We start from the raw sequence: 12,751 nt of genomic DNA, 5'->3' as shown, positions 1-12,751 counted from the left end.
TCGAGCAGTCGAGCGATGATAGGTGCCGAGGCATATGGCGGGGCGAGCGAGATCATCGCCGCCGTCGCGATCGCAGTTCAGATCAGCAAATCATGATGCGCAGGTACAATCGCTTGATGCGGGCCGTTGTTGCCGTGATCGTCCGTGTGTCCGTTCAGTGCATGAGGGACGATTTTGGCGAGGTCCTCCGCTTGACCATGCGGAACGTGCGGATCGAGTGGATTATTAAGCTGTTTCAGCTCAACGACCGCAACGAGAGTCGAAGGAGTTGCGCCGCTATCGAAGCGGAACACCGGTCCTTGGTCCAGGCCGCCGATCCCCAACGCAGCTTTGGCGGGGTGCGCGTCTTCCGATGCGATTGCAGCAGATTGCGCAGGGTGCTGCGAGTTGCCGCGTCCGGCGTTACCGGCGGCTGCGACGCTCGGCTCTGTGATGTCGGCTGCTTGCGATGTGTTTGATGAGGTCGAGTGTAACTCGTTGTTCGGGTTGCCGCGGTCCACCGTGGCTGGTTCTGCCGTCTTCACTGTCCCCGCAGCGTGCGAAGCCGAAGCGTGATGCTCGCCGTCGCCCGTGCCGTTGGCCGGTTTGCCTCCAGCTTCAGTCGATTCCGTGCTTGCCGCCTTTGCAGACCCTGGCTCCGAAACGTGTTGCGCGTTGCCGTGGCCCGCGTTGGCGGCCGTTGCGGCAGCCGGATCGGCCTCAGTTGCGTCCGATGCGTTTGCAGCGGCTGATTGGCCGGATTTGCCGTGTTCCGCAGCCCCTGGTTCTGCCGTCTTCGCTGGTCCGTGCGCCGCATCAGAAGCCGAAGCGTGGTGCTCGCCGCCGTTGCCCGGTTTGGAGCCGGCTTCAGTCGGTTCGCCGGCTGCCGCCTTTGCAGACTCTGGTTTCGAAGCGTGCTGCGAGTTGCCGTGGACTGCGCCGGCAGCCGTTGCGGCGCCTGGATCGATCTCGGCTGCGTCCGGTGCGGTTGAGTGCCCGGATTTACCATGATCCTCGCCCGCTGGTTCTGCCTTCTTCGCTGACCCTCCCGGAGCCTCAGAGGCCTTATCGTGATGCGCGGCGCCATTGCCGACGCCCTTGGCCGGTTTGGAGCCAGCTTCAGTCGATTCGTCGGCTGCCGCCTTTGCTGACCCCGGCTCCGAAGCGTGCTTTGAGTTGCCGTGACCCGCGTTGGCGGCCGTTGCGACGTCGGGATCGGTATCAGCTGCGTCCGGTGCTTTTGCAGCGTTTGAGTGCCCGGCTTTGCCGTGTTCCGCGCCGTCTGGGTCTGCCTTCTTCGCTGACCCTCCCGGAGCCTCCGGGGCCTTATCGTGATGCTCGGCGCCATTGCCGACGCCGTTGCCCGGTTTGGAGCCAGCTTCAATCGATGGGTCCGAAGCGTGCTGCGAGTTGCCGTGCCCCGCATTGTCGGCGATTACGATATTGGGTTGGCCGATCTCGTTCGGTGCAGTCGACGAAACGCCGTTGCCCGTATTGGCCGGACCACTGTTCGATGTGACATTTGCGGCTGCCGGGGCCGTCGCGCCATGAGCAAGCTCGATGGATGATCCGTGAGCCGACGCGGCAGACGCACCATCGCTCTCTTCCGTTGCATCCGCCGATGCGCCGGTGGAGCTTCCGAGCCTCGTCGACGTTCCCAAGCGAGCCTGCCCAAACTGGAAGCCCGAGCCGCCGTTGGCCAGAATCGCCCAGGCTCCAGACGTCCCGAGCGAGCTCTCGCTCCCCTCGATAGTGGTTTGGACATGATCCTTGCTCGAAACAGTCGCATCGGTTTCGGTCGCCGATATCAGCACTGCTTCGAGCTGCTCCAAGGTGGTCGCAACAGCCGCACCATCTGGCTCGGAGCCGACATCCGCCTCCGCAACGGCCACAATCCCCTCGAGATGGATTTCCAGCAGGCCGCGATCGCCGACATCAAGGACACGATCGGTCGCATTCACATAGACGATCGTTTCGTTGCTTGCGGAGTCGTAGACCCAGGCGAGTGTATGTGGCGGTATAGACTTGGTTGCCGCCGTCATATGCAGCCAGGCAAGCGCTCCGAAAGCCGCAAGATTGATCCTGCCCGGCCCCGACGCGAAATCGAACACAGTGTCGGGTGAGGTCGAGTTGAAATGGTCAGACTCGGAGTCGATCGGGGAGCGATAAACAATTTTTTCAACGTTGCCGCCTACGCCGCTACCGGCATCGTGACCAGGGTCCGCGCCAACAGGTGTATGGAGATTGTCACCCGCATCGCCTGCGCCTTTTTGAACCAGAGCGCCTTCTTGAGCGGCATTGTCGTGTCCAGCGGTCACAACGGCGGAAGACAGGTGGACATCCTGCGAAAGAAAACTTGGGGCTGAATGGTCGTCAGGATTGGCAGCAGCATGGGTGATCGCGGCCAGTTTTGTGGTCGCACTCTCTTCGGTGGCGGCCAGGATGCTGTCGAGCGAGGCTTCACGGAGGTCATGCGCGTGGACGGCGAGATGGGGGTCCTGCAGTGCGTAGATCAACGCACCGGTGAGAATAGCAAAGTTGCCATACCCTCCGTGCATCGACATCGCATTGGAAAGAAGCCGCGGGAATTGATGTTCCGGGGCCGGGTCGTCACCGATTTGTATGTCGATTACTTCGCGCAGTAAGCGCGGAAGATCGGGCGCGCCCGATCCTGCTGGACCGTGGTGTGTCCACGCTTTCGAGCCTCCAGATTGCTCGGCCGTGCGCAGCGCTTCCATTGCGGCCGCCGGGTTCGTGATTTGGGCGGCCTTGGCGAACAGATCTCTCTGGGCTTGCGTGGGCGTCTCGCCGGATTCCCAGACGACGAGGTGCCGGAGAATCCCTTTTTTCCAGGGCTCGTAGGCGGCGTGCTCTTCCGCATGGCCGTTGCCGTTCTGATCCGGAAAGATGTCGCTCGCTTCCGACGCCTTGAGTTCGTCCGCAATAGCGAACGCCAGAAAGGCCAGCGAGAGCGCGGCCAGGCCGGAGGGGCGTTGCAGCAACGCGATGGTCGCGAGCACAGTCCTGTTGGTGATCTCAAGCTTCTGGAAAATATTGTACAGGTGGACTTTGACCGTCCCGTCGGAAACGTTGAGCTGGCGCGCGATCTCCTTGTTCGATAGTCCTTCCGCCACGAGTCGTGCAATTTGACGTTCCCGTTGCGTCAACAGCTCCAGCATCTTTTCGACTTTGCCGTCGCCGTCCGCTTCCTTGCCGGTTGCAGAGAGATCGGACTTCTCCAGTGCCACACCGCTCTTCGTCATCAGACGCAGTGATCGCAGCATCGTGGCGGGAGAGGCATATTTCGAAATTGCGCTGCAGGCGCCGGCTGCGATGGCGGAAGCCAGATCGTGGTCGGTGTCGGACTCGGTGAAGAACACCAGGCGGGTGGAGAGCTTCTCAGCCTTCACGATCGCGAGGATCTCGGAGACCGTGAGATCCGGCACCTTGTCGGCAAGAAGCGCGACGTCAGGCGTCAGCTTCCGAATTGCTTGGAGGCAGCTTGTCCGATCGCTGGACGCTGCGACAACGTCGAAATCCGGCTGCGTCCCGAGGACCGACCTCAGTCCCTGCAAAACGATCGGCTGTGGATCGACGAGCAAAAGCCGGATGGGCTTGAGTATCCCCTGCCTGGCGGACGCGTCCAACATCGATCTTGCCCTCGGCCCGGTCCCCTATGTCCTTCGGCATATGGCCGTGACCGGGTGGGATATTAAAATCATAGGAGGCTCGGTGGTTCCCCGGCCTGAACCAGATTTGGACGCATGTGAGTGAAAAATATGTCCTTTGATCCCATGGCCGTTGCAGTCGACTGGCTCGATGCTTACCGCGCGGGCGACATCGAAGCGATTTTGGAACTCTATGCCGAGGACGCCGTGGTCCACTGCGGCTGCGCCGGCGGCCAAACCATTACCGGGCGCGAGGCACTTCGTGCCTATTGGGTTGATCGCCTCCGAAAATATCCGGCGGGCACGTTGGATGATCTCAATCCCTGGCGCAACGACGGCACCATTATCTCGTACATCACCAGTGCCGGCGTGATGAGTGCACTCTTGGCGTTTGACGCCGCCGGCAGGATCAAGGAACTGGAGCTGTAGTCCCTCACACTAGGCCTGCGGCGTGATCCAAACCCCGCAGCGGGACGCGTGCCACATCCGACTTGATTAGATGAGCTGCCTCGCCGCAGCCGAGATCATCACGAGGCCGCCCGTGATGACGGCGACGTCGAGGATCGCGGTGTGGATGTGTACCGGCATCCGCTCGACAAAGGCTTTGGCCAGGAACGCGCCGGGAATCGCGATGGCACCGATCAGAAGCGCAAAGGCGAGCACCTGCGCGGTGACGGCACCGGCCAGTCCAAACACCGAGATCTTGATCAGGCCGGTGCCGAGCGAGATCATTGCATCGGTCGCGATGACGGCGGCGCCTTCGAGGCCGGCGGCCATCAGCAGCGACAGCAGGATCACGCCGGAGCCGGAAGTGCCGCCGACCAGCACGCCATAGCCGACCGAGCCTGCCGCGAGACCAGTGTCGCCGATCTTGACCTGGCGGCGGCGGAGCACACGGCGCAGCGGCACGCTCAGGATCAGCATGGAGCCGATCACCAGCGCCGCGCCCGCATTGGTGAGGCGCGTATAGCCGTAGGCGCCGAGCGCGGTCGTCAGTGCCGCACAGGCCAGCACGATCAGCGCGCGGCGGCGATCGGCATAGCGGAGATAGGCGACCGCGCGGCTGGAATTGGTGAAGATCGCGGAGATCGCGATGATCGGCACCACGGGCTCGGCGCCAACGAGAGGGACCAGCACCAGCGGCATCAAGGCGCCGGTGCCGTAGCCGGCGAGACCACCGATGATCGAAGCAAACAGCGCCATCAACGCGACCAGCAGGAGCTGAAAGATCGAGATGTCGGCGAAGCCTGAGACGATGGTCACGTTCTCTCGTCGCGGCTGATTCGTGCCGCAGCTTGATCGGCGATGGAAGCGAGTGCGGCTTCCTCTAGGGGAAAATCCGCCGCAAGCCAAGCGTCCTCGGCGAGCGTCAAGACATGTCCGAGCGCAGGTCCTTCCGCCATGCCGCGCGCGATGAAGTCGGCGGCGCGGAGCGGAAATTTCGGCGCAGTCCAGCGCTGCGGCAGCTCGGCGAGCGCACGCCATCGCGATGAGCCGACGTCACCGCCGGCTCGCGCCCAGCCCAGCAACACGCGATCGTGATAGCGCTCCGCGCCGAGCCGGTAGAGCAATCGCCGCGCATCGGCTTCGCCCTTGGTGGCCAAGCGCCACCAGCGGTGCCCCATCGAATCGAGCGCCTTGGTTTCCGCATTGGAGAGCCTCAAACGCGTGGCGACGCGCTTGGCGTCTTCGGTCACCGCGACCGTCAGCGCGGCGAGCCGCCGCGTGCTGCTCGCGGCGAGGCCAAGCTCGCGCTCGATCGCGATCATCGCCGAGAGCGGCCCGGTGTAGACCACGCCGCCGGTCAGCGCCTGCACCAATCCGCCATCCGCCATGGCGAGCGCGGCGGCAGAGGCGCCGCCAGCCGCCAGCAGCTTCAGCATCTCCATGCGCAGCCGCTCGGCCGACAGGCTCGCAAGGCCGGCGCGTCCCCGGATGCAGGCGAGATAACCGTCGCGATCGGGATCGCCGGCGCCAAAGGCGGCGTGGATGCGGAAGAAGCGCAGGATGCGCAGGAAATCCTCGGCGATGCGCTGGTCGGGATCACCGATGAAGCGCACGCGCCGCGCCGCCGCATCCGCGATGCCTCCGACGTAATCGTGGACGACGCCGTCAGCATCGACCGAGAGCCCGTTCATCGTGAAGTCGCGACGCTCGGCGTCCTTCACCCAGTCGCGGCCGAACGCGACCTTGGCCTTGCGGCCGAAGGTCTCGGTATCCTCGCGCAGCGTCGTGACTTCGTAAGGCTGGCTGTCGATGACGAGGGTGACGGTGCCGTGGTCGATGCCGGTCGGCACGGCCTTGATGCCGGCGCTCTTGGCGCGCCGTATCACCTCGTGCGGGAGCGCCGTGGTCGCGATGTCGATGTCACCGGGGATAAGGCCGAGCAGCGCGTTGCGCACGGCGCCGCCGACAACCCGCGCCTCCTCGCCATCCGCGTTGAGCAATTGCAGGACGCGCGCGGTCCCGCCCGAAATCAGCCAGGGCGCATCGGCGAGCATGGGCACCGCGCTCATCGGCCGGCCCTATCTTTCCACGCCCGGCACGAGCTTGCCGTTCTCGACATGGGCGGGGACATAGGTCGAATCCGGCGCGGCGCCGGAGAAATGCGCAAAGCCGATCAGCCCCGCGATCACCAGCACGAGCGCCGCCAGCATGAGGCGCGCGACGATGGTGATCGGCCAGGACGATTGCACGAACAGGCCGGAACGCGTGGCGGCCAGGAACAGCGCATAGACGGCAAAGGGAACGAGGAAGATTCCGATCTCGGTCAGGATCGGGCGGATCATGAGGAATAGATCCGCTCGTAGAGTACGCGCAGCATGCCGGCCGTCGCGCCCCAGATGTAGCGTTCGGCAAACGGCATCGCGTAGTAGGACCGCTCCATGCCGCGGAATTCCTTGCTGTGCACCTGGTGGTTGGCCGGGTTCATCAGGAAGGATAGCGGCACTTCGAACGCGTCATCAACCTCGGAATGGTTGATCGTCAGCTCAAAACCCGGGCGCACCCTGGCAACCGTGGGCAGGATGCGGAAGCCGAAGCCGGTGCCATAGAGATCGAGATAGCCGATCGGCTCGACAAAGTCTCTGGACAGCCCGACCTCCTCCTCGGCCTCGCGCAGCGCCGCATCGAGCGGCGAGCGGTCGGTCGCGTCGATCTTGCCGCCGGGAAAGGCGATCTGGCCGGCATGGTCGTTCAGATGCGCCGAGCGCTGCGTCAGGAGGATGGTCGGCTCGGGATGATCGACCACTGCGATCAGGACCGCCGCCGGACGCACCGGCTGCTCGCGCGCGATGATCTCGAGCATCTTGTCGGTACCGGGATCGCCCGAGGCCGGAATGATGTTGGGATCGTAGAGACCGGGCGGAACGTCGAAGCCGAGCCGCGCGGCGGAGCGGGCGAAGAAGTCGGCCGCACCAATCACGGCGGGATCGTTCCTGGAGATAGGCTTGTTCAAAGCGCGGCCCTCACCTGCTCCGCATCGGCCATGGCGAAGAATTCTCCGGCCGATTCGACACCGAACATCGGCTGGCCATCGACCATCCGCTCCTCACCCATGTCAACCAGATCGTAATAGAGCGCGCGGGTGACCTTGGCCCAGAGCTCGGCGCGGACATGCAGATAGGGCGTCAGCCCGCCGTCTTTGGCCTGTTCGAAGCGCAGCCGGTGCGCCGCATCGCAGGTGACCCAGTCGTCGACATTGGTGCGGAAGCGGAGCACGCGGTGGTTGTCCTCGCCGTCCGTCTGCATCTCGACCGCCATGAACGGCGCGTCATCGACGCGAATGCCGACCTTCTCCACCGGCGTGACGAGGAAATGCTTGTCGCCTTCACGCTTGAGGATGGTCGAGAACAGGCGAACCAAAGCATGACGGCCGATTGGCGTCCCCAAATAGAACCAAGTACCGTCGGACGCGATTCGCATGTCGAGATCGCCGCAGAACGGCGGATTCCACAAATGCACCGGAGGCAGGCCCTTTTTGGCGCCTTCGGCATCGGCAGCAGTTTTGGCAGCGGCAGTCAGCCCCTCAAGACCGCGATCGGCGCTCTGCCCTTGGTTCGCCATGGTTTGCCCTGACTTTGTCATTTGGCACGATCGGTCATTTGGCACGATTGGTGCAGGTTTACGTTGTATCCGGGTGCTCGGTTCCACCCCGCATTCGTCCGGTGTGGAGGTCGCCACTTCGTGATGCCCTACATATCCCTAAGCCGATAAGGTGGGGATAGGTTAATTCAACGAATACATGGCCTTCCTGCAAGTCTAGCATAGGGCCCACGTCTTGAGTTGAGGACGTGATGACATGACGACGCAAGCGAGCCGCATGGCAGGCTGAAGGAGCTAACGGATGGCTGAGAGTGTCGAGAAGCTCGAAGACGGAGTAGTCCGTTCAGCCGAGCAGGTGTCGAGCCAGATTCGTGCGGCAAAGGATGCAATCGCGTCCGTCATCTTCGGTCAGGATCGCGTGATCGAGAACACGCTGGTCACCATCCTCTCCGGCGGCCATGCGCTGTTGATCGGCGTCCCCGGTCTCGCCAAGACCAAGCTGGTCGAGACGCTCGGCATCACGCTCGGCCTCGATGCCAAGCGCATCCAGTTCACGCCCGACCTGATGCCGTCGGACATTCTCGGCGCCGAAGTGCTCGACGAGAGCACCTCCGGCAAGCGTGCCTTCCGCTTCATCTCCGGCCCCGTGTTCGCGCAACTGCTGATGGCCGACGAGATCAACCGCGCCAGCCCGCGCACGCAATCTGCGCTGCTCCAGGCGATGCAGGAGCAGCACATCACCGTTGCCGGCGCGCGTCACGATCTGCCGAAGCCGTTCCACGTGCTCGCCACGCAAAACCCGCTGGAGCAGGAAGGCACCTATCCGCTGCCTGAAGCCCAGCTCGACCGCTTCCTGATGGAGATCGACGTCGACTATCCCGATCGTGACGCCGAGCGCCGCATCCTGTTCGAGACCACCGGCGCCGACGAGACGCTGGCAAAGGGCGCGATGACCCCTGATGCACTCATCACCGCGCAGCGACTGATCCGGCGGCTGCCGGTCGGCGATTCCGTGGTCGAGGCGATCCTGTCGCTGGTGCGCTCGGCCCGTCCGGGTCCGGATGGCGGCGACACCAGCAAGTTCATCGCCTGGGGACCGGGCCCGCGCGCCAGCCAATCGCTGATGCTCGCGGTGCGCGCACGCGCGCTGATCGACGGCCGCCTCGCGCCCTCGATCGACGACGTGCTCGACCTCGCCGAGCCCGTGCTGAAGCACCGCATGGCGCTGACATTCCAGGCGCGCGCCGAAGGCCGCACGATTCCGGACGTGATCCGGCAATTGAAGACACGGATCGGTTGATGGCGGCGGAGAACGGGCACGCAGCGAAGGAGGTCATCGCGATCCGACGTGCCGATGGCGAAAGCCGCACGCTCGCCGCTTCGCTGCCGCGCCTGGTGCTCGAGGCCCGCCGCATCGCCGCCAACGTCATCCACGGCCTGCACGGCCGTCGCCGCGCCGGCTCCGGCGAAAATTTTTGGCAATACCGCCGCTTCGTCTCCGGCGAGCCGTCGCAGAACGTCGACTGGCGGCGCTCGGCGCGCGACGATCTCCTCTACGTCCGCGAGCTCGAATGGGAAGCCTCGCACACGGTCTGGATCTGGCCCGACCGCTCGCCCTCGATGGCGTTCGCTTCAAAGCACGCGCGTGAATCCAAGCTCGAGCGGACGCTGATCGTCGCCTTCGCGCTGGCCGAGCTACTCGTCTCCGGCGGCGAACGCGTCGGCATTCCCGGGCTGATGGCACCGACCGCGAGCCGCAGCGTCATCGACAAGATGGCGCAGGCGATGCTGCATGACGATGCCGACCGCTTGAGCCTGCCGCCGTCCTTCGTGCCCGCGGCGCTGGCCGAGACGATCGTGCTGTCGGACTTCTGGTCGCCGATCTCCGAGATCAGGACCACGCTCGCCGGCCTGTCCGGCTCCGGTGCGCATGGCACGCTGGTCCAGGTCGTCGATCCCGCCGAGGAATCGTTCCCGTATTCCGGCCGCGTCGAGTTCGTCGAGCCGGAAGGGTTCGGCGTGATCACCGCCGGCCGCGCCGAGAGCTGGGCGCAGGATTACACCGCGCGGCTCGCGCTGCACCGCGACCAGATCCGCGCCGAGACCAACAAGCTCGACTGGCTGTTCACGACGCACGCCACCGACCGCTCGGCCGCTGAGCTCTTGCTGTTCCTGCATGCCGGCATGCAGGTGAGCAAGTCGGGCGCCCGCACCACCACGATCAAGGCGGGGCCGGCAGCATGATGGGACTGCCGCTCGCCTTCACCGAACCGCTGCTCCTGATCGGCCTCGTCAGCCTGCCGGTGCTGTGGTGGCTGTTGCGCGTGATGCCGCCGCGGCCGCGCCGCATCGAGTTTCCGCCGACGCGCCTGTTGTTCGACATCGCACCGCGCGACGAGACCCCGTCGCGGACGCCGTGGTGGCTGACCGCATTGCGGCTGCTGGCTGCCGCGCTGGTCATTTTCGCCGCCGCCGGTCCGATCTGGAATCCGCAAACAGGCGCGGCCGCCAGCAAGGCGCCGCTGATGATCATGTTCGACGACGGCTGGAGCGCGGCCTCGAACTGGGACATCCGGATCAGGGCCGCCGACGAGTTGATCGCGAGTGCCGAGAACGACCGCCGTGCGATTGCGCTGGTGCCGCTGTCCGAGCCGAACCGCGATATCACATTGATGCCGGCGGGCGCCGCGCGCGTCGCGCTGCGGCAGCTCACGCCGAAGCCGTATTCGATCGAGCGCGTCGAGACCCTGACCGCAATCGATCGCTTCCTGAAGGCGACCGGCGACTGCGAGATCGCCTGGCTCTCCGACAGCGTCGATACCGGTCGCGGCGAGGAATTCGTGGCTGGCCTCGGCAAGACCGTCGGCGACCGCAGCCTGACCGTGTTCGAAGGCGGCACCTCGTCACCGCTGGCCCTGGTCGCGGCCGAGAACGCCGCAGCGAGGATGACGGTGAAGGTGCTGCGCACCGACAGCGGCATCGCCATCGGCACCGTGCGCGCGCTGGACCAGAAGGCCTCGCCGATCGGCGAAGCGCGTTATTCGTTCGGCCCGCAGGACAAGGAAACCGAAGCGTCGTTCGATCTGCCGGTCGAGCTACGCAACGACATCACGCGCCTTGAAATTGCCGGTGAGCGCTCCGCAGGCGCAGTGCAACTGCTCGACAAGCGCTGGCGCCGCCGCGCCATCGGCATCGTCTCGGGCTCGACCAGCGAGACCGCGCAGCCGCTGCTGGCGCCGACCTTCTATCTCACCCGCGCGCTGGCGCCGTTCGCCGACGTGCGGCTCGCCGACAAGGGCTCGCCGCAGCAGGGCATCACGCAGTTCCTCGACCAGAAGCTGCCGATGATCATCCTCGCCGATGTCGGCACCATCGCCCCGGAAATCCGCGAACGCCTCAATGCCTGGATCGACCAGGGCGGCGTGCTGGTGCGGTTCGCCGGTCCGCGGTTGGCGCAGGCCGAGGACGATCTCGTCCCGGTCAAGCTGCGCAAGGGCGGCCGGACGCTCGGCGGCAGCCTGACCTGGGAAAAGCCGCAACATCTGGCCTCCTTTGCCGCCGACGGTCCGTTTGCCGGCGTCGTGGTCCCCAAGGACGTCACCATCAGCCGCCAGGTGCTCGCCGAGCCCGATGCCGTGCTCGCCACCAAGAGCTGGGCGTCGCTGGAAGACGGCACGCCGCTGGTAACAGGCGAGCATCGCGGCAAGGGCGTCGTCAGCCTGTTCCACGTCAGCGCCGACATGCGCTGGTCGGATCTGCCCATGTCGGGCACCTTCGTCGAAATCCTGCGCCGCGTCGTCGACATGTCCGGCTATACCGCCAAGCCGGGCGCAGGCGTTGCCACTGAAGGGACCGCCGAGACGGTGGCGCCGTTGCACATCCTCGACGGCTTCGGCGCTTTCGGTCCGCCGCCGGCCGCCGCAAAGCCGCTGCCCGCGGATTATCGCGACCGCGCCACACCCGATCATCCGCCGGGCTTCTATGGTCCGGCAGAAGGACCGCTCGCCGTGAACACGCTTGCCAGCGCCGACCGTATCGCAGCCCTGAACACCGCGAGCCTGCACGCCCGACACGCCACCTACACCAATGCCGAGCCGCAGGACTTGCGCGGCTGGCTGCTGTCGACGGCGCTCGCGCTGTTCCTGATCGACGCCGTTATCGTCGCGGTGCTCGGCGGCGGCCTTGCCGCGCTGCTGCGCCGCCGCGCCGCGCCCGCGATGATCGTCGTCGGACTGGTGCTCGCAGGCCTCGCCGCGTTCGCGCCGACGCCGTCGCACGCGGACAGCGCGTCCGACGAGTTCGCGATGAAGGCGGTGTCGCAGACCCGCCTTGCCTATGTCGTGACCGGCAATGCCGACGTCGATTCCATCGTCAGGGCCGGGCTATCGGGACTGACGCTGTTCCTGGCGCAGCGCACCGCGCTCGAGGCCGGCGATCCCGTCGGTATCGATCCGGCGCGCGACGAGCTCGCCTTCTTCCCGCTGATCTACTGGCCGATCGTGCCGGGCGCGCCCAAGCCGTCGCGGGACGCGATCAACAAGATCGACGCCTATATGAAGCAGGGCGGCACCGTGCTGTTCGACACCCGCGACGCGGTCGAAGCCCCGCCCGGCGCGAACGGCGCCGCACAGACTCCCGCCATGCAGACGCTCCGCGAGATCCTGTCCTCGCTCGATGTCCCCGAGCTGGAGCCGGTGCCGCGCGAGCACGTGTTGACCAAGACATTCTTTCTCTTGCGCGACTTCCCCGGCCGCTTCACAACCGGCCAGACTTGGGTCGAGACCTTGCCGCGCGAAGACGACGAGGACAGCGCGCAGCGGCCGGCGCGCGGCGGCGACGGCGTCTCGCCGATCATCATCACCTCGAACGACCTTGCCGGCGCCTGGGCCGTGCGGCCCGACGGCCAGGCCATGTTGCCGGTGACCGGCGGCGACCCCCGCCAGCGCGAATTCGCCTACCGCGCCGGCGCCAACATCGTGATGTACACGCTGACCGGCAACTACAAGGCCGACCAGGTGCACGCACCGGCCCTGATCGAACGGCTGGGGCAATAGGATCGA

Annotated in this window: 10 protein-coding genes; 4 read left to right on the top strand and 6 right to left on the bottom strand. The window is 65.5% G+C overall.

Annotated features, from left to right (window positions below):
- Window positions 1-77 precede the first annotated feature (77 nt).
- A complete protein-coding gene (locus tag N551_RS0121125; protein WP_027568568.1) occupies window positions 78-3,629 on the bottom strand; it encodes a response regulator transcription factor in 3,552 nt (1,183 codons plus the stop codon).
- Window positions 3,630-3,758: 129 nt separating this feature from the next.
- Here N551_RS0121125 and N551_RS36125 point away from each other — a divergent pair, with 129 nt between their 5' ends.
- Complete coding sequence (locus N551_RS36125; RefSeq protein ID WP_245287834.1) at window positions 3,759-4,076, top strand: nuclear transport factor 2 family protein; 318 nt, start codon at window positions 3,759-3,761, stop codon at window positions 4,074-4,076.
- Between the two features lie 66 nt (window positions 4,077-4,142).
- Here N551_RS36125 and N551_RS0121115 read toward each other — a convergent pair whose 3' ends face one another.
- The 5 genes from N551_RS0121115 to N551_RS0121095 are packed head-to-tail and all read right to left on the bottom strand — an operon-like array spanning window position 4,143 to window position 7,712.
- Window positions 4,143-4,910 carry a sulfite exporter TauE/SafE family protein gene (locus tag N551_RS0121115; protein ID WP_027568567.1) on the bottom strand — a complete coding sequence of 256 codons (768 nt, stop codon included), beginning with the start codon at window positions 4,908-4,910 and terminating at the stop codon, window positions 4,143-4,145.
- Complete coding sequence (locus N551_RS0121110; protein WP_027568566.1) at window positions 4,907-6,163, bottom strand: CCA tRNA nucleotidyltransferase; 1,257 nt, start codon at window positions 6,161-6,163, stop codon at window positions 4,907-4,909. Before N551_RS0121110 ends, N551_RS0121115 begins: the two co-directional genes overlap by 4 nt.
- A gap of 9 nt (window positions 6,164-6,172) precedes the next feature.
- Window positions 6,173-6,436, bottom strand: a complete 264-nt coding sequence (locus tag N551_RS0121105) for a DUF6111 family protein (RefSeq protein ID WP_018454951.1) — start codon at window positions 6,434-6,436, stop codon at window positions 6,173-6,175.
- Window positions 6,433-7,104 carry a CoA pyrophosphatase gene (locus N551_RS0121100; RefSeq protein ID WP_027568565.1) on the bottom strand — a complete coding sequence of 224 codons (672 nt, stop codon included), beginning with the start codon at window positions 7,102-7,104 and terminating at the stop codon, window positions 6,433-6,435. Before N551_RS0121100 ends, N551_RS0121105 begins: the two co-directional genes overlap by 4 nt.
- On the bottom strand, window positions 7,101-7,712 hold the full coding sequence (locus N551_RS0121095) for a DUF1285 domain-containing protein (RefSeq protein WP_027568564.1): 612 nt from the start codon (window positions 7,710-7,712) through the stop codon (window positions 7,101-7,103). The genes N551_RS0121100 and N551_RS0121095 overlap by 4 nt, the downstream gene beginning before the upstream one ends.
- 280 nt (window positions 7,713-7,992) lie before the next feature.
- Between N551_RS0121095 and N551_RS0121090 the strand changes: the two genes are divergently transcribed.
- The 3 genes from N551_RS0121090 to N551_RS0121080 are packed head-to-tail and all read left to right on the top strand — an operon-like array spanning window position 7,993 to window position 12,745.
- On the top strand, window positions 7,993-8,991 hold the full coding sequence (locus N551_RS0121090; protein ID WP_027516392.1) for a MoxR family ATPase: 999 nt from the start codon (window positions 7,993-7,995) through the stop codon (window positions 8,989-8,991).
- Window positions 8,991-9,935: a DUF58 domain-containing protein gene (locus tag N551_RS0121085; RefSeq protein WP_027568563.1), complete on the top strand. Its 945-nt coding sequence runs from the start codon at window positions 8,991-8,993 to the stop codon at window positions 9,933-9,935. Before N551_RS0121090 ends, N551_RS0121085 begins: the two co-directional genes overlap by 1 nt.
- Window positions 9,932-12,745 carry a DUF4159 domain-containing protein gene (locus tag N551_RS0121080; RefSeq protein ID WP_027568562.1) on the top strand — a complete coding sequence of 938 codons (2,814 nt, stop codon included), beginning with the start codon at window positions 9,932-9,934 and terminating at the stop codon, window positions 12,743-12,745. The genes N551_RS0121085 and N551_RS0121080 overlap by 4 nt, the downstream gene beginning before the upstream one ends.
- Window positions 12,746-12,751 lie beyond the last annotated feature (6 nt).

Origin of the sequence: Bradyrhizobium sp. URHA0013, assembly GCF_000518345.1 — a bacterium.
GTDB lineage: Bacteria > Pseudomonadota > Alphaproteobacteria > Rhizobiales > Xanthobacteraceae > Bradyrhizobium.
Note: the sequence above shows the minus strand (reverse complement) of the source record. Positions and strands in the feature narration are given on the sequence as shown.